This window comes from Tessaracoccus rhinocerotis (assembly GCF_007197885.1).
Classification (GTDB): domain Bacteria; phylum Actinomycetota; class Actinomycetes; order Propionibacteriales; family Propionibacteriaceae; genus Arachnia; species Arachnia rhinocerotis.
The window spans coordinates 89,352-107,260 of sequence record NZ_VKKG01000004.1; the positions used below are offsets into that span (position 1 = coordinate 89,352).

Annotated in this window: 10 protein-coding genes; all 10 read left to right on the top strand. The window is 66.3% G+C overall.

Features of this window, described 5'->3' with window-relative positions:
- Positions 1-48: 48 nt before the first annotated feature.
- The 10 genes from FOJ82_RS10455 (at position 49) to FOJ82_RS10500 (ending at position 17,864) form a co-directional block, all read left to right on the top strand.
- Complete coding sequence (locus FOJ82_RS10455; protein WP_221933120.1) at positions 49-1,041, top strand: sugar-binding transcriptional regulator; 993 nt, start codon at positions 49-51, stop codon at positions 1,039-1,041.
- 131 nt (positions 1,042-1,172) lie between these two features.
- Positions 1,173-3,137, top strand: a complete 1,965-nt coding sequence (locus FOJ82_RS10460) for an SNF2-related protein (protein ID WP_143938437.1) — start codon at positions 1,173-1,175, stop codon at positions 3,135-3,137.
- 381 nt (positions 3,138-3,518) lie between these two features.
- The gene (locus FOJ82_RS10465; RefSeq protein ID WP_221933121.1) at positions 3,519-5,042 is read left to right on the top strand and encodes an ABC transporter substrate-binding protein; all 1,524 of its coding nucleotides are present in this window, start codon (positions 3,519-3,521) and stop codon (positions 5,040-5,042) included.
- A 16-nt stretch (positions 5,043-5,058) separates the two neighbouring features.
- Entirely contained in the window at positions 5,059-6,000 is a 942-nt protein-coding gene (locus FOJ82_RS10470; RefSeq protein ID WP_143938439.1) for an ABC transporter permease, read from the top strand.
- Positions 5,997-7,781 carry a dipeptide/oligopeptide/nickel ABC transporter permease/ATP-binding protein gene (locus FOJ82_RS10475; protein WP_143938440.1) on the top strand — a complete coding sequence of 595 codons (1,785 nt, stop codon included), beginning with the start codon at positions 5,997-5,999 and terminating at the stop codon, positions 7,779-7,781. Before FOJ82_RS10470 ends, FOJ82_RS10475 begins: the two co-directional genes overlap by 4 nt.
- Positions 7,774-8,607 carry an ATP-binding cassette domain-containing protein gene (locus tag FOJ82_RS10480; protein ID WP_143938441.1) on the top strand — a complete coding sequence of 278 codons (834 nt, stop codon included), beginning with the start codon at positions 7,774-7,776 and terminating at the stop codon, positions 8,605-8,607. The genes FOJ82_RS10475 and FOJ82_RS10480 overlap by 8 nt, the downstream gene beginning before the upstream one ends.
- Positions 8,608-8,642: 35 nt before the next feature.
- On the top strand, positions 8,643-11,474 hold the full coding sequence (locus FOJ82_RS10485; RefSeq protein WP_143938442.1) for a family 78 glycoside hydrolase catalytic domain: 2,832 nt from the start codon (positions 8,643-8,645) through the stop codon (positions 11,472-11,474).
- Positions 11,475-11,538: 64 nt separating this feature from the next.
- Positions 11,539-13,938, top strand: coding sequence for a beta-glucosidase family protein (locus FOJ82_RS10490; RefSeq protein ID WP_143938443.1), 2,400 nt, complete (start codon positions 11,539-11,541; stop codon positions 13,936-13,938).
- On the top strand, positions 13,935-15,392 hold the full coding sequence (locus FOJ82_RS10495) for a glycoside hydrolase family 43 protein (RefSeq protein WP_143938444.1): 1,458 nt from the start codon (positions 13,935-13,937) through the stop codon (positions 15,390-15,392). The genes FOJ82_RS10490 and FOJ82_RS10495 overlap by 4 nt, the downstream gene beginning before the upstream one ends.
- 39 nt (positions 15,393-15,431) lie before the next feature.
- A complete protein-coding gene (locus FOJ82_RS10500) occupies positions 15,432-17,864 on the top strand; it encodes a glycoside hydrolase family 2 TIM barrel-domain containing protein (RefSeq protein ID WP_143938445.1) in 2,433 nt (810 codons plus the stop codon).
- The last annotated feature ends 45 nt before the right edge of the window (positions 17,865-17,909 follow it).

Genomic DNA, 17,909 nt, shown 5'->3' on the forward strand with positions numbered 1-17,909 from the left:
TCAGACGGACTTGAGATGAATAGCCATTCAGGTGCTAGCTTTCGGAGCGTGCCAACACGCGACGCATCCGAACGGCTCCCGCTGATCGTCAAGGTCTCCCGGCTCTACCACGAGCAGGGACTCAGACAGCCGGAGATCGCGGCGCGCCTGAACATGTCACAGTCGCGGGTCTCCCGGCTCCTCAAGGAGGGCGTTTCGGAGGGCATCGTCCGCACCATCGTCGTCGAGCCGCCCGGCCTGTTCTCGGCGCTCGAGGACGAGGTCCGGGAGTCCTACAACCTCCGGGACGTCGTCGTGGCCGGGGTCGCCGTCGAGGACGCAGGCAACGACTCCCAGGTCCTCAACGCGATCGGGGCAGCGGGGGCCAGGTACCTCGAGTCCACCATGCTGCCCAGCGACCACGTGGGTCTTTCCTCGTGGTCGACTTCCCTGCTGGCGCTGGTGGAGGCGATGTCCCCGCGCTCGATGCGCACCGCTGAGTCCATCGTGCAGGTCATCGGCGGTGTGGGCGACCCCAGGGCGCAGGTGCAGGCCACCCGACTGGCCGAGAGGCTCGGCAGGGTCACCGGTGCCGCCGTCAAGTACTTCCCGGCTCCCGGTGTGGTGGCCAGCAAGGAGGTGCGGGACTCCCTGCTCACTGATCCGCAGATCTCCTCGGTGCGCGATTCCTGGAGCGAGCTCACCATGGCCCTGGTAGGCATCGGCAGCGCCGAGCCGTCGCCCCTGCTCGTCTCCTCGGGCAACACCCTTCCGGAGGCCGACCTGACCCGGCTGGCCGAGCAGGGCGCCGTCGGGGACGTCTGCCTCAACTTTTTCGACGCCGACGGGGTCCATGTGGAGTCGGACCTCGTGGGCCGGACCCTTGGCATCGACGAGGCCACGCTCAAGGCGGTGCCACGTCGTGTCGGCGTGGCCGGCGGACCGCGTAAGCTCGCCGCCATCCGCGCAGCGCTGCTCGGCGGCTGGTGCGACGTCCTGATCACCGACTCGAACACCGCGCGCGCTCTGCTGGATCTGAGGGCGCAGCCCGCCGGGGCGTGACCACGGTCCGCGACACGCCGGTGGCCCCGCACTGCAGTGGCACCGAAATCGCTTTCTCGCGAGCGCTGGTCACCAACCCCTCCGGACACCTGTTGCCCGGTGTCGGGTCGCCGCCCCAATAGGCTCGGACCATGGATCCCGAGGCGCGGCAGCAGCTCCGTCGGGTCGCGGCGCGCGTGGAGGCGATGGCGGAGCTGGCCGAGCCGGTCCTCGCCCACCGCGCGGCGGTGGCGGCCGAGGCGGACGCGGCGGCGCAGCGACTGAGGGAGGCCGCCGTCGAGGTTCGATCCGACGGTGAACACGCCTGGACCGTCCTGCCCCTGGGGCCCGACGACGAACCGGACCTGGGCGCGCTCCTCCGGCAGCGGCTACTACCGACGCTGGGTTTCCGGGAGTCGGAACTCATCCAGCAGCTCCACCACCGGGTCGGACCCCTGCTGGCGGAGGTGCGCAACCTCTCCGGGTGGCGCCGGTTCTTCGCCGGGCGCCGCACCAGGGACAAGGCGCACGCCGCGGCCCGGGAGCTGACGCAGATCCACGACGCCGTCCGCGACGCCGACCTCGTGGGCAGGCTTCCCGGCCTCGCAGAGGACGCCGGGGCGCCGTCCGTGCTGGTGGGCGACGCGCTGGACCCGCGCGTGGGACTCGGCGCCCACGTCGAACCCCACCACGGCCAGCAGCGCCTGCTGCCCGTCTCGGAACTCGCGGGCGCCGAGTCCGCGGTCGCCGTGCTGCTGATCGCCCTCCACACGGAGATGGAGTTCCGCGACGCTGCCCGCAGCGCCTGCGAGGACATCCGGCTCGCCGAGGCCCGAGAGGTCCTGGCCGCCATGCCCGTCGAGGCCATCCGGGACGCCAGCCGCGAACGGATCCCGATCGGCCCACTCCGGGTCGGGGGAGTCACCACGGTCCTCGACGTCCACCAGCGGCTGCACGAGTTGGAGGAGTTCCCGGGGATCGGCGAGATGTCGGCCACCCGGATCCGGGCGGCGGCCACGACCCTGTGGAACACCACCTACGACACCACCCCCGTCCACGTCGACGCCGTCGCCCGCCCCGCGCACGCCACCGCCCTCCTCGCCCGGCTGGCGGTCTGGGACGGGGTGCGCACCAGCACGGACCCGGCGGCGGACCTCGCCCGGGCCGAGGCGGCGGACCGGGTGCTGCGGGCGCTCGATCCGGGGGACGAATGGCTCGCCGTCTTCTGCGTCGGGGAGCGCACCGTCGACGAGTTCGAAGCGGAACTGGCCGCCGTCGCGGAGCGCGCCGCGGCTGCCAGGGTGCCGTCCGTCGCGCAGGTGCCGCAGGACCCCTGGATGGACTTCCTCGCCCGCCCCGCGCACTACTACGCCCTCCTCTCGGAGCTCGGGTTCCTCTCCGAGCACGGCGGCAGGTTCGAGGGCGACGTTCCCTCCGACGTCGTCGACGCCATCCGCGCACTGGACCTCAACACCATGTACCTGGAGGCCTCGCTGCGCGGCTACCAGGACTTCGCCGCCAGGTTCGCGCTGGTGCAGGAGCGCGTCGTCATCGGCGATGAGATGGGACTCGGCAAGACCGTGGAGGCGCTGGCCGTACTCGCCCACCTGCGGGCACAGGGCCAAACGCACTTCCTCGTGATCAGTCCGGCCGCCGTGGTCACCAACTGGGTCCGCGAGGTCCCCCTCCACACCCGGCTGGAGGTGCACCGCCTCCACGGTGAGGGCCGGCGGGCCGCCCTCGAGGCGTGGCGACGAGACGGTGGGGTGGCCGTGACGAGCTTCGGCACGCTGCGCTGGGCGGTGCACCAGGAACTGCCGGTGGAGCAGGTGGGGTGCGTCGTCGTCGACGAGGCCCACTACATCAAGAACCCGGCGGCGAAGCGCTCCCGGCGCACCGCCGACATCCTCGACCGGGTGCCCCGGGTGCTCCTGATGACGGGCACCCCGCTGGCCAACCGGATCGACGAGTTCTGCCCGCGACGACGAGGTCCACGCCGTCGAGGGACGGGGCGTCGCGCACTGGGGAGCACGAGACGTCGTGGCCCTGCTCACGGAACGCGCCCGCGAGGATGTCCGCGACGTCGCGCGTCGCGCCGGCCCGGGTGGCGTGGGTGATGAGGATGCGTGCCATGCCGACGAGCGTAGGCACACGGCTTCTGGAGATAACCGGCGGGGCTGGCGAAGCGTCAGCAGGGCGGGCGGTTCCGATCCGTCCACGCGATTTCAGGCGAAGCCTCCGGGACCGCGGCCCACCGGATTTGCGTTCGACGGAAGCAGGGCGGAAGCCAGCAAATACGGGCCTGTACGTTACGAAGTCGTGACCACCTGCTGCTTGACGTGGTGTAAGGTCCCCCGTACTGTGATGGAGAACGTTCCATAGAGAACGTTGTTCATGGCTTCGGAATGGACCTGAGTCATGGAGTGGTTACTCACAAGGGAGTAGAGATGACTCGCACATCATTTCGTCGCTGGCTTACAGCAGGAGCCGTTGCGACCATGGCTGCAGCACTCGTGGCATGTTCGGGGGGCACGGAAGCTGGCAACGCGCCTTCGCCCGACGCCACCGGAGATCCGGGTGCTGGGGCAACCGCCGACACGGGTGGAAGCAAGGGCGTGCTTCGGCTCGCCATGAACCAGGACATCCAGGGCTGGGACATCGGCAATCAGCCCGGCTACATGGGCTGGCCCGCTGAAGCAGTGTGGGACACACTCTTCAAGTGTGATGCCTTCAACGAGCTGGAGCCGGACATCGCCGAGTCCTGGGAGATCAACGAGGACCGCTCTGGTGTCACGGCTCACATCCGGGAAGGCATGGAGTTCTCTGACGGGACGCCGGTGGACTCGGCAGCCGTGGAGGCCAGCTTCACCTACATCAAGGAGACGAGCAGCCGCGCTGCCGACTACGCCTCACTGGTGATCGAGACCCCCGACGCCTACACCGTCTCTCTCACCTGGGACGAGCCGCAGGTCACCCTCGAGGACAAGGTCTGCGCGCCCAAGATCACCACGCCCGCGCTGATTGAGTCGGGCAACACCAATGACGAGCCCATCGGCTCGGGACCTTACGTCCTGGACGCCGCCAAGACCACGCGTGGGTCCGTGTACGCGTTCGCCAAGAATGAGAACCACTGGAATGCGGACCACTACCCGTACGAGGAACTGCTCGTCAGCGTTATCGAGAGTGAGACCGCTACCGTGTCGGCGCTCAAGACCGGCCAGCTCGACGGTGCCCGCGTCACCGCGCCTAGCGTGGCTGAGGTCGAAGCTTCCGGACTCAACACGAAGCAGTACCGAGCCCAGGTGCCTCGCCTCATCCTGAGCGATCGCACGGGTGAGAAGATCCCGGCACTGGGCGATGTCCGCGTCCGACAGGCCATCAACATGGTCTTCGACAAGGAGACTGTCGCTCAGGCGCTGTACCTCGGTCACGCCGAGCCCACTGCCCAGGTCTTCCGTCCCGGGTCGCGGGCCCACATCGAAGGCCTCGAGGATCCCTATCCGTTCGATGTCGAGAAGGCCAGGGAGCTCATGGCAGAGGCGGGCTACGCCGACGGATTTTCCATTGAACTCCCGACCATGACGGGTCAGAACCACGAGACGGTGCTGCCGTACATCACGCAGCAGCTCGCTGAGATCAACATCACCGTCGAGCAGGTCCCTCTCTCCGGCGCCAATGCCATTGGTGACCTTCTGAGTGGCACCTACCCGGTCGTATTCTGGGAGCTGGGTAACATCGGTGACTCCGCCATGCAGATTTACATCGAGGCCACTCCCGATGGCTGGTGGAACCTTCAGCACCAGCCCAACGAGTACGTCGATTCGCGGTTCGAGCAGATGGCGTCGGCTGACGAGGCCACCAGCGAGAAGCTTCAGCAGGAGATTAACCAGTACATCGTTGACGAGGCATGGTTCGCTCCACTGGTGTACGCCGGAGGATTCTGGGCGTTTACCGATGACGTCCAGATCCCGACGGACTCCTTTGTCGAAGGGCTCCACCCGGCGCTCCGCGATTTCAAGTAGTCACCGGAGCTGAGAAATGACCCGTCACCTGCTATTCAACCTTGGACGTTCAGTGCTCGTGCTGTTCGTTGTCACCTTCATCGTCTTCGCCCTGATGTACGGCGACGGCTACGGAATCGCCTACTCGGTGCTTGGCCTCACGGCGACACCCGAGGCGGTTGAGGCCAAGGTGGTTGCCCTGGGGCTGGACCGCCCCTTGCTCACGCAGTTTGGTGACTGGCTCGGCGGGGCATTCACGGGAGACCTGGGAAGGTCCTTCTACACGGGACAATCCGTGTCAGAAGCGCTCTCCACCCGGGTCCCCGTGACTCTCTCAGTCGTCATTCCGACTCTCGTCCTCACGGCGGTCATCAGCGTCTTGCTGGGAGTGACCGCAGCCGTCAGGGGCGGTGTGGTGGACCGTGTCGTGCAGGTGATCTCGGTCGGCGGTACGGCAGTGCCATCCTTCATCGTCGCCATCGCCCTGGTGTTCACTTTCGCCATCAGATGGCGGTTCTTCCCGGCGACGGGATACACCAAGCTCTCTGACAGCCCCACCGCGTGGCTCGCCTCCGTGGCGTTGCCCATGGTCGCCCTCCTGATCGGTGCCGTGGCGAGCGCCGCGCAGCAGTTCCGAACAGCAGTGCTCGACACGATCGGGCGGGACTACGTCCGGACGTTGAGGGCGCGTGGGGTCCGTGAATCCAACATCATCTTCGGCCACGTCCTGCGGAACGCCGCGGCACCCGGGCTCACTGTCATCAGCCTGACGGTGTTCGGACTGCTGGGCGGTGCTGTCTTCATCGAGCAGGTGTTCGTCCTGCCGGGAATGGGGCAGCTGGCCAACATGTCTGCACAGATCTCCGATGTCCCCATGGTCATGGGGACTGTCCTGGTGATGGTGCTCATCGTGCTGGTCGTCAACTTCACCACTGACCTGGCCATCAATCTTCTCAACCCGAAGGCGAGGACCCGATGACCGACGTGGCCACCACCATCCCACTGACCGGTGATGCCCGTCGGAGCAACAAGTCGGTCCTTCGCCGACTGGTCGCCAACCCGCAGGCCGTGATTTGTCTGGTCTGGCTGCTCGGTGTTCTTCTGGTCGGTGCCCTGGCTCCTTGGTTGGCCACCAGCGATCCCAACACCACCTTCCTGGCGGAGACCAATGCCGGACCCGGCACCCCGGGGCACCCGCTCGGTGTGGACAGTGCGGGCCGCGATGTCCTCAATCGCCTCATCTGGGGCGCCCGCGAGTCGGCGATGGCCGTCGCCGTCGTCACCGTGGTCTCAGTGGCTTTGGGGGTCTCCACCGGCCTCATCGCAGGCTTCTACCGGGGTCGCTTCGAGAGCATCGCAGGCTTCATCACCGACGTCGTCCTCTCGATGCCCGGCATCGTGCTCCTCATCGCGCTCTACGCCCTGACCGGACCGGATGTCTTGGCGGCCATGGCCGTCTACGGCGTCCTGTTGGCGCCCTCGTACTACCGACTCGTACGGTCCATCGTGCTGGGGGTGCGAAACGAGTTGTACGTCGACGCCGCGCGCGTGGTCGGCCTCTCGGACTGGAGGATCGTCGGGCGGCACGTCTTGTGGGCAGTCCGTGCGCCCGTCATCATCCAGAGCTCCTTCGTCATGGCCTCCGGTATCGGGATTGAGGCCGGGGTGTCCTTCTTGGGGCTAGGCGATCCCACGAGTTCTTCATGGGGCATCATGCTCCAACAGTCGTTCAACTCGATCTACAACAACCCGATCCTCGTGCTGTGGCCCGCTCTGGTCGTGAGCATCACCATCCTCGCCCTCATCCTCTTCGGTAACGCGCTGAGTGATGTGCTGCAGGCATCGGCCCGCAGCAAGGTGCTCCCGCCACGAGCCAGGCGACGGGCGCTGGCGGCTGCCCGGGAAGCCCTCCCCGGACCGACGACGGAACCGACACCGCTCGGCAGCTCAGACGACGTCATCCTCTCCATCCGGGACCTGCGGATCGGCTATCCAGCTCCTGACAACTCGGTCAACCAAGTGGTCCACGGAGTCGACCTGGATGTCCGGCGTGGCGAGATTCATGGGCTCGTAGGCGAGTCCGGCTCGGGCAAGTCGCAGATTGCCTTCTCAACCCTCGGAATCCTCCCGAAGGAAGCGCTCGTCGTCAGCGGACACGTGATGCTCGACGGCGAGGACCTCCTGGCCGACGACACCAAGCTTGCGGAGGCCCGCGGAACTCGGATCGGATATGTGCCACAGGAGCCGATGACGAACCTGGATCCCTCCTTCACCATTGGTAGGCAACTGGTCAAGGGACTGCGGGCAGCGCGGCCGATGTCCAAGGCCGACGCCCGGAAGCGGCTCGAGGAACTGCTCGTCAGCGTGGGCATCACGGACCCCGACAGGGTGATGGGCCTGTACCCCCACGAAATATCGGGTGGGATGGCCCAGCGCGTCCTGATCTGCGGTGCCATCGCCTCGCAGCCGGACATCATCGTCGCCGACGAGCCGACGACGGCGCTGGACGTGACGGTGCAAGCGGAGGTGCTGGAGATCCTGCGCAATCTCAGTCTCGAGCGGGGGATGGCCATGATCTTGGTGACGCACAACCTGGGGGTCGTTGCGGACCTCTGCGACACCGTCAGTGTCATGAAGGACGGCCTGATCGTGGAGAGCGCCGATGTCGAGGAGCTCTTCTCCAACCCCCGCGAGGAGTACACCCAACAGCTGCTGGCCTCATCGCGCAGCGTCGAACTGATGGAGGACAACGATGAGTGAGCCGCTTCTCCAGGTCACTGATCTGGTGGTCCGTTTTACTGGCCGCCGAGGTGCATACAAGGAGGTCATCAGGGGCGTCTCGTTCGATCTCGCAGCGGGTGAGACGCTCAGCATCGTTGGGGAGTCGGGTTCGGGCAAGACCACCATCGGGCGGGCGATCCTCGGATTGGCTCCCGTCACCGCGGGCACCATCTCGTTTCGTGGCAGTCCCATCAATACGCTCTCCAGGGCTGACCGTCGACGTCAGGCCAAGGACATCCAGGTGGTGTTCCAAGACCCGTACTCGTCACTCAACCCAGCCATGACGGTGGAGGCCATTCTCGTCGAACCGCTGCGTGCAGCCGGGATCGAGGGCGGACGGAACAGGGTGCAGGAGCTACTCGATGCAGTAGGCCTGCCCGCCAACGCCGGCACCCGGTACCCGCGCGAGTTCTCTGGCGGACAGCGGCAGCGCATCGCCATCGCCCGCGCCCTCGCGCTGGAGCCGGCCGTGATCGTGTGCGACGAACCCACCAGTGCACTCGACGTCACGACCCAGGCCACGGTGCTCAATCTCTTCAAGGACCTCCAGGAAGCGACCGGTGTCGCCTACCTCTTCATCAGCCATGACCTCGGCGTGGTCAACAGGGTGAGCGATCGGATCGCCGTCCTCCACGAGGGGGCGCTGGTCGAACTCGGGCCGGCACGCCAGATTGCCACCGCACCGCGACACCCCTACACACGACGCCTCCAGATGGCAGCCCCCGTGGCAGACCCAACGATCCAGCGTCGACGGCGGGAGGAGCGCCTCCTCATGCTCGAACAGAGCGACAGCCAATCGACCTAGCGCGTCAGCCCTATCACACAACGGAGAGTCTCCCCATGTCATTGACAGCAGTTCCCAGCGCTCCTCAGTTCGAGCACCGGACCCGTGCCGACCGGGTACTGGGCCTCGGTTCCCCGGCTCCACGGCTGTCCTGGACCGTGACCGATGCTTCGCCGGACTTCGTGCAGACCGCCTATGAGGTGGAGACCACCCGGGGTGGGCAGGTCAGCACGCACAGGGTGTCGTCCCCCGATCAGGTGCTCGTCCCCTGGCCCGGGGAGACGCTGGCATCACGCGAGGCCGTATCGGTCCGGGTTCGTGTCGCAGCTGGGGAGTCCTGGGGGCCGTGGGGTCCGGTCGCGACGGCGGAAGCTGGACTGCTTTCCCCGTCGGACTGGACGGCAGCGTTCATCAGCCCCCTGCACATCGGCGCCATGGATGCGCCGGCCCCCGTGCTGTCCCGCCGCTTCACCATTCCGCGCCAGGTGGCCTCAGCCCGCCTGTACGCCACGGCGCACGGCATCTACGAAGCGAGTCTCAACGGGAGACGCGTGGACGACACCGTGCTGGCTCCTGGATGGACCTCATACGACCACCGGCTTCGCTATCACGCCTATGACGTCACGCACCTGCTCCAGCAAGGCGAGAACGAGCTCTCCGCGCTGATCGGTAATGGGTGGTACCGCGGATGGCTCGGGTACCTGGGCAAGCGGGCCCTCTACGGGGACCGGTTGGCGATGTTGGCCCAGTTGGAAGTGACCCTCGTCGACGGCACTGTCGTGGTGGTGGGTACTGACGAGACCTGGTGCGCCCGCGAGAGTGAAGTCATCGAGGATGACCTCTACAACGGTCAGACCACGGACCTGCGCCGGCTGGATGCCGACCTGCCGACGTCACCGGTCGAGGTGGTCGACGTAGGTGTGGCCCGTCTCGTGGCCCCCGAGGCGCCGCCGATCCGCCCGCTGGGGACGCGGGCGGCGGAGGCCATCTGGGCGTCCCCGTCCGGCAGGACTCTGGTGGACTTCGGCCAGAATGCCGTCGGTTGGGTTCGGCTGCGGGTGCGCGGCCTCGCGGCTGGCCAGGAGGTGAGGGTGCGGCATGCCGAAGTGCTCGAGGATGACGAACTGGGTACGCGCCCGCTTCGTGCAGCCCGTGCGACTGACACATGGGTGATGGCAGGGCCGGACGAGGTGGTCCTCGAGCCTTCCCTGACGATCCATGGGTTCCGTTATGCGGAGGTCACCGGTGTGCCACTACTGCGCGCTGAAGACATCGACATGGTGCTGGTGGGTACTGATCTGGAACGGACCGGCTGGTTCTCCAGCTCGCACGACCTCATCAACCGGCTGCATGAAAACGTGGTGTGGAGCACTCTGACCAATTTCGTTGACATTCCCACGGACTGCCCTCAGCGTGACGAACGCCTGGGATGGACCGGTGACATCCAGGTCTTCGGACCCACAGCCCTGTACTTGTACGGCACCGCCGGACTTCTGACGACATGGTTGTCCGACTTGGCCGTCGACCAGTACGAAGACGGCCGTGTCCCTCATGTGGTCCCCGACCTCGAACGAGGCGGCAGTAATGACCCGGCCGCGGCGGCTTGGGGTGACGCGGCAGTGCTGGTGCCCTGGCAGATCTATCAGGCCACTGGCGACGTTGAGATTCTGCGACGGCAGCTCCCCAGCATGCGTGCATGGGTCGACCACGTCACCCACCTGGCCGGGCCCAGCCGTCTGTGGGACAGTGGTTTCCAGTTCGGGGACTGGCTGGACCCGACAGCGCCTCCGGAGAGTCCCGGCGAGGCCAAGGCAGCCAGCGAATTGGTGGCCACTGCCCATCTCGTCCGTTCCGCTCGCATCGTCGCCCGAACCGGCGAGGTCCTCGGCCAGTCTGACGTGGCCAGCCAGTACGGGACTCTCGCCGACGAAGTCCAGGCCGCCTTCGTGGCCGCCTACGTCACTCCCTCCGGTCGACTGATGTCCGAGGCCCAGACGGCGTACGCGGTGGCCATCGTGTGGGACCTGTTGCCCACCCCTGAACAGCGATCGATGGCCGGCCGTAGACTCGCGGACCTCGTACGAACCAGCGGGTTCCGGATCGCCACCGGCTTCGTTGGGACGCCCCTCGTCTGCGACGCACTGGCGGCCACCGGCCACCTCGCGGTGGCGCACCGCCTGGTGCTCCAGACCCAGTGCCCTTCTTGGCTCTATCCGGTCACGATGGGTGCGACCACCGTCTGGGAACGCTGGGACAGCATGTTGCCCGACGGCTCGATCAACCCGGGCGAGATGACATCGTTCAATCACTACGCACTCGGTGCGATTGCCGACTGGCTCCACCGGTCCGTGGCGGGACTGGCACCATCTGAACCGGGCTGGCGTCGTGTCACGATCAAGCCGCAACCCCCGATCACCCTTGCGTGGGCCGAGGCGCGGCATGAGAGCTCATACGGCCTCGTTTCCTCTCGGTGGGAGCGTTCCGGCGGGCAGTTCCTGTTGGAGGTGACCCTGCCTGCCGGTGTCACCGCCGATGTGTGGTTGCCGGGCCATCGGGAGCCGATGGTGGTGCACCACGGTCGGCACTCATGGTCCGTCGTTGACACCACACTGCCGTCCGGTTCGACCGACTTCAGCACATCCGGGATACGCGCACTCATCGACGATGAAGCGACGTGGCGGGAAGTGGTCAGTGCTGCCATTGACGTGGGTGTTCCCATCCGTGACGACATCCATGCCAGCAGCATGATGGCACCCTTCCTCGACTTGCCGGCCGCTGATGTCGTGGATGTGTTCTCGTTGCTGTCCCACAGGCGTTTCGGGCCGGAGGACAGCTCGTACCGCGACATCCAGGAACTGGTCCTGGGGCCGGATCGGAGCTTCCGTTGAGCTACCACCCGTCGCCGGATCTTCCGGGCGCGGCCATTCGCGGAACCTCATTCCAGGAGTACAGATGACTGAGCACGCGCACCTCGACGCCTCACTGCCCACGGAAGATCGGGTGGAACTGCTGTTGCAGGAGATGACGGTCCTGGAGCAGGCATACCAGCTCACCGCCGTCGCTCCGTGGTATCTAGCAGCACCCACGGGGGGAGATCCCGAGGACGTCGACCACTGGTTGGCCCGGAATCCGGGCCACATCTCCAATCTGGTCACCGATGATCCGCTGGCCACGGCGGACCTCGTGACGAGGATCCAGAGGGCCAGCACCGAGCGGACACGCCTGGGGATCCCCGTGCTGATCCATTCCGAGGCGCTGAATGGGTTCATGTCCGGGGGTCACATGGTCTTCCCCACGGGAATCGGTCTGGCCAGCACATGGAGCCCGGACCTCGTTCAGGAGATGGCCGACCTCATCAGGCGCCAGATGCGACGCCTCGGGATCAGGCAGGCGCTCTCTCCCAACATGGACGTCGCGCTCGACCCGAGATGGGGTCGTGTGCACGAATCCTACGGAGAGGACCCCTACCTGGCCGCAGCGTTCAGCGTGGCCTACGCGTCAGGCCTGCAGGGGCCCGATCTGGCCGACGGTGTCATCGCCACCGGCAAGCACTTCGTGGGGTACGGCAAACCCGAGGGTGGCATCAACCTCGGGGCGACAGAGATCGGTTGGCGGACCCTGCGAGACCTCTTCTGCTTCCCGTTCGAGGCCGCCATCCATGAGGCTGGGATGGCGTCGGTCATGAACTCCTACTCCGACATCGACGGCGTCCCTGTGGGCGCCTCGCGGGAGGTGCTGACCACTCTCCTGCGCGATACCCTGCAGTTCGAGGGGTTTGTGACGTCTGACTACACGACATTGGACCACTTCGTGGACCGGCAGCGCGTGGCCGCGGACGCAGCCGAGGCGGGGCGTCTTGCCCTAGTCGCTGGTCTGGACACCGAGAACCCGCTCCCGTTCGGGTACGGAGACGTCCTGGCAGAAGGGGTTGACCGTGGCGAGGTGCCTCTGGAACTCTTGCGGACTTCGGTCCGACGGATCCTCACTGCGAAGTTCGAACTGGGACTCTTCGAAAACCCCTACCCGAGCGAGTCCATCGATGTGCGATCAATAGCGGAGGAAGGACGCGAACTTTCCGAGGAACTGGCCCGCCGTTCCGTCATCCTCCTCGGCAACGACGGCATCCTGCCCCTGCGGCCGGGTGCGCAGTCGGTGGCCCTAGTTGGTCCGCATGCGGATGCCGTCGACCTCCAATTCCCCACCTACACCTTCCCCGCGTTCCGGGAGATGACGTTGTTCATGTCTCGCGGCGGCTTCGGCGGTGCCGTCGGGGTCGACCCGGGAATGGCGGCCTGGAATGCCAAGATCCTGCCGGACCAGGCGACCTCCGAACTCGTCCGCGAACGGTACGGCGCCACGTCGCTTGCCGAAGTGCTCCGAGGGGATGCAGCCGACCTTGTCGTGGAACCCGCCACCACGCTGCGCGACGAGCTCGACGGTGGACTGGAGCGTGCGGTGGCCGCCGCTGAGGATGCTGAGGTCGTGGTGCTCGCCCTGGGCGGCGCCAGTCTGTGGTTCACGGGTGAACGCACCGAGGGTGAGGCCTCGGATTCGGCCGACATTGCCCTGCCCGCGGCGCAGGTCAGGCTAGCCGAGGCAATCGCGGCATTGGGCAAGCCCATGGTGGTAGTGCTGGTGCAGGGGCGTGCGTACACACTGCCTCCAGCTGTCCGGGAAGCTGCTGCCACGGTCGTGCTGCCTTACGGAGGCCCCTTCGGACCGCAGGCCGTGGCAGATGTCCTGTTTGGCCGGGTGAACCCGAGCGGGAAGCTGCCCTACTCCATCCCGCTCCACCCCGGGCAGGTTCCGGTCTACCACCACCAGAAGGCGGGGACGGGGCGTCGGATCGGCCTCCCTCCCGGCGTACCAGACCTCTACCTGGATTCCAGCGCGGAACCGCTCCACGCCTTCGGCCACGGTCTCAGCTACACCGAGTTCGCCCTTTCCGAGCTGGAAGTGAGTGAACAGGCCGACACCACCGGGTCCTTCCAGGTCTCCGTCAACGTGAGCAACATGGGCGACCGGGACGGAGCCACCACGGTGCAGCTCTACCTGCGCGCCAACACGTCGGGCGTCACCCGGCCTGCCCAGCAGTTGGCCGGCATCGCCCGAGTGGAGTTGGCGGTGACGGAGTCGCAGCGTGTGACCTTCTCGCTTGACTCCTCCCAGCTCGGCTACACCAACATGGCGCGCGAGTTCGCCGTCGAACCGTGTCGGGTCGACGTGATGGTCGGGTTCGACGCGGACAGGCACGACCTGTGCGCGTCGCTCGACCTCGTTGGCGAGCGTGCGGTCCTCACTGCCCGTGAGCGCAGCTTCCTGACGAAAGTCCACTACGAGGAGATCTCATGACCACGCTGAGCGCTGCCAGCACACCGGTGATCGCCGGCTTCCAGCCGGATCCGACCATCGTTCGGGTGGGTGCTGACTACTACCTGGCCGCGTCCAGTTTCGAGTACTTCCCCGCAGTGCCCATCTTCCACAGCACCAACCTTCTGGAGTGGACGCAGGTTGGCAACATCCTCACCCGTCCCGCCCAATTCGACCCCACAGGCGTGCAACCCTCAGCAGGCATCTATGCCGGCACGCTGCGCCACCACCATGGCCGCTTCTACTACATCACCAGCAACGTCAGCGATCATGACGCCGGCCAATTCATCGTCACAGCTGAACACCCGGAGGGGCCGTGGAGCGATCCCATCCATGTACCCGGGGCCATCGGAATTGATCCTGACCTGTGTTGGGATGACGAGGACCGATGCCTGCTCACGTGGCACGTCCTCGACTTCCACGTCGGTGGTCAAGCAGTGCGTCAGGCTCCGATCGACGTGACCACCGGAGAACTACTCGCAACCCCCGTGGATGTGTGGCAGGGCAGTGGTCTGCCAGCCGCTGAGGGACCACACCTGTACCGCATCGGGCAGTGGTGGTACCTGCTCTTCGCGGAGGGCGGGACAGAACGGGGTCATTGCGTGACCGTGGCACGCTCGCGCCACCCGGAGGGACCGTACGAGGGCTCCCCGAACAACCCCATCTTCACCCGCCGAAGCACTTTCGAACCCGTCATGAACACCGGACACGCGGATCTCGTGCAGACGCCAGACGGAGGCTGGGCGGCCGTTTACCTCGGCGTCCGCACCCAAGGACCCACCCCGGGGTTCCACGTCTTGGGCCGGGAGACCTTCTTGGCCGGCATCGATTGGGTGGACGACTGGCCGGTGTTCGTGCCAGACCGCTTCACCCTGCCTGCTTTGACCTCGAGCTTCGTGGATGACTTCTCAACTGATGCACTCGATCACCGCTGGGTGTCTCCGGGCGATGATCCTTCGCGGTTTGCCACGGTGCGTCCCGAAGGACTCCGGATCCGGGGAACGGGCTCACTGTGTTTTCGGGTGCGTGACCTCAGGTGGGCCGCCGAGGCGGCGCCGGTGGGGAGCGGCACATTCAGCCTGCGGTTGGATCCCCGTCACTGGTACGGGCTCGAGGTGCACGACGGTGAAGTGCAGGCCGTGGCGCGCATCGGCGACGTCCGGTCAGTCGTCGGGTCGATGGCCGCGGACCCGGATGACATGATGCTCCACATCCGGGCGGTTGATCCGGCCATCCCCTCCGTTCCGTTCGGCCATGCTGGTCCCGACGACATCACTCTGGCAGTCACCACCGGCGGCCAAACGACAGAACTTGCCCGCCTGGACGGCCGCTACCTGTCCACCGAAGTGGCGGCAGGATTCACCGGACGGATGCTCTGCCTTGGGCCGCTCCGCGGCACGGGCTCCTTCCACAGCGTCGCCTACACGGCCAACTGACGACTCACCAGCCGGCAGTGTCCGGGCAAAGGACTCACCATGACGCGTATTTCATTCAACGAAGGCTGGCAGGTCCAGCCGAAGATCAGCATCTTCACCAAGCTCTTCCAGCCAGCCGAAGATCAAGAGTTGGTCCGCCTGCCCCATGACGCCATGTTGGACATTCCACGTGTTCCGGACATGCAGGGTGGGCCCAGCACGGCGTACTTCCCCGGTGGCGCTGTCGAGTACCGCAACACCCTCGACCTGCCGGAGGACTTTGACATCCGCCGGTACACGCTAGAGTTCCAAGGGGTGTACCGGGATGCGATGGTTTTCGTCAATGGCGCTTTCGCTGGACAGTGCCCCGGGGGTTACACGACCTTCCACGTCGCGCTCGACGCGTTCTTGCATGCCGGGACCAACCACATCCGCGTGGAGGCCAGAGCCCACCAGGATTCGCGGTGGTACTCCGGTCTTGGGATCCACCGCGACGTGGTGCTCATCGAGAGCGGACTGGTGCATCTGGCCGCCACGGGGCCCCGTGTCCGACCCGAGATCGTCGATGACTCCACAGCGATGATTGAGGTCATGGCCGACGTCCTCAATGAATCCACCACCACGCGGACTGTCCGTGTTGCCGTCGACCTGCTGGATGCCGACGCTGATGTCGTGGGCACGGGGGCAGCCCCGGTCACCGTCCTGGCAGGGCAGTCCGTGGTCAGTCGCCAGCGCATCCCCGTCCACCGTGCCCGACGCTGGAGTGTCGAGAACCCGTACCTCTACCGTGCCCGCGTCCGCATCCTGGATGCTGATGACGAGTGCGATGCCGTCGAGACGACCTTCGGGGTACGCACGGTTCAGGCCGATCCGATCCACGGCCTGCGCATCAATGGAGAAGTGGTCAAGCTGCGTGGCGCCTGCGTGCACCATGACAATGGTGTGCTCGGCGCGGCAGCGCCCCGGGCGGCGGAGGACCGCCGCATCCGGCTCCTCAAGGGTGCAGGATTCAACGCAATCCGAGCGGCCCACAACCCGTTGAGCCAGCGGATGTTGGATGCCTGCGACCGGCTGGGCATGCTGGTCATGGATGAGGCCTTCGACATGTGGACGGACTCAAAGAGCAATTTCGACCAGTCGATCACCTTCCCCACGTGGTGGGAGAGTGACCTCGAAGCCATGGTCCATAAGGACTACAACCACCCGAGCGTCATCATGTACTCGATCGGTAACGAGGTCCTGGAGGCCGCGTCATCCCATGGCGCGCTCTGGGCCAGGAAACTGGCTGAGAAGGTACGCGGCCTGGACGACACGCGACTGGTCACCAATGGTGTGAGCGGCAATGTCGGCATCATCACTCAGCTGCTCACTGAGTTCCAGGAAAAGGCTGCCGTCATCCGGGAGCAGGGCAACGTCAACGACCTGGTGGCGGAACTGCATGACCTCCTTGACGAGGTGGCCGCGCCGGGTCTCATCACGGGCATGACCGAGGAGATCCACTCGGTGGTGGACGTCGTGGGACACAACTATGACGATGACCGCTACGCCGGGGACCTCGAGCGGTTCCCGCACCGCGTCGTCGTGGGAACCGAGTCGCTGGCCCCGCGGATCGACCTCATCTGGGACCAGGTCATGGCACATCGCCACGTGATCGGCGACTTCACCTGGACTGGTTGGGACTACATCGGGGAGGTGGGAATCGGCCGCGTCGACCACGTCCGGGACGACCAGACGGCGCCCGGCCCGCACCACCCCTGGCTGCTGGCGTGGTGTGGAGACATCGACATCACTGGGTACCGCCGCCCGGCGTCCTACTTCCGGGAGATGGTGTTCGGGTTGCGTACTGAGCCGTACATCGCCGTCGCCCGTCCCGCGCAGCCCGGGACCAGGCCCATCGGCCTCAACTGGTCCTGGACGGACACCCTCGGCAGCTGGACCTTCGACGTCGAGGCTGGCACGCCGATGGAGGTGGAGGTCTACAGCGATGCCTCTGAGGTGGAACTCTTCCTCAACGGTCGTTCCCTCGGAGTGGCTCCGGCAGGGTCCGCCCACCGTTACCGCGCCCGATTCGAGGTGGACTACGAGCCGGGCGAACTCGTCGCCGTGGCACGGAGGGATGGGGTTGCGCAGGAGCGCACGACCTTGAAGTCAGCAGGTCCGGTGTCCTCGCTCCGGCTCCTGACGGACCGGCTGGAGCTCAAGGCGGCAGACGGTGCGTTGGGGTTCGTGGAAATTGAGTTGGTCGATGGACACGGAATCCTGTCCACGGCTGCTGACCGGCAGGTCAGGGTGAGAGTGGAGGGTGACGGTGAACTTGTAGCCCTCGGTAGCGCCAACCCGGTGCAGGACCCCGACTTCGGGGCGGCAGAGTGCCGGACCTTCGAAGGCAGGGCAATGGCTGTGGTGCGTCCCACCGGTCCGGGGACGCTGAGGGTTCGTGTGTCGACCGACGGCCTCCCGGGGCATGTCATCGATCTCCACGTCGAAGCCTGATCGGCACGGGTGGCGGGGGCGGCTTGGCCGCAGGCTACGGGATCC

Coding starts and splice junctions, on each gene's coding strand:
- FOJ82_RS10490 (WP_143938443.1), top strand. CDS start 11,539: ATGACTGAGCACGCGCACCTCGACGCCTCACTGCCCACGGAAGATCGG.
- FOJ82_RS10485 (WP_143938442.1), top strand. CDS start 8,643: ATGTCATTGACAGCAGTTCCCAGCGCTCCTCAGTTCGAGCACCGGACC.
- FOJ82_RS10465 (WP_221933121.1), top strand. CDS start 3,519: ATGGCTGCAGCACTCGTGGCATGTTCGGGGGGCACGGAAGCTGGCAAC.
- FOJ82_RS10495 (WP_143938444.1), top strand. CDS start 13,935: ATGACCACGCTGAGCGCTGCCAGCACACCGGTGATCGCCGGCTTCCAG.
- FOJ82_RS10470 (WP_143938439.1), top strand. CDS start 5,059: ATGACCCGTCACCTGCTATTCAACCTTGGACGTTCAGTGCTCGTGCTG.
- FOJ82_RS10460 (WP_143938437.1), top strand. CDS start 1,173: ATGGATCCCGAGGCGCGGCAGCAGCTCCGTCGGGTCGCGGCGCGCGTG.
- FOJ82_RS10475 (WP_143938440.1), top strand. CDS start 5,997: ATGACCGACGTGGCCACCACCATCCCACTGACCGGTGATGCCCGTCGG.
- FOJ82_RS10500 (WP_143938445.1), top strand. CDS start 15,432: ATGACGCGTATTTCATTCAACGAAGGCTGGCAGGTCCAGCCGAAGATC.
- FOJ82_RS10480 (WP_143938441.1), top strand. CDS start 7,774: ATGAGTGAGCCGCTTCTCCAGGTCACTGATCTGGTGGTCCGTTTTACT.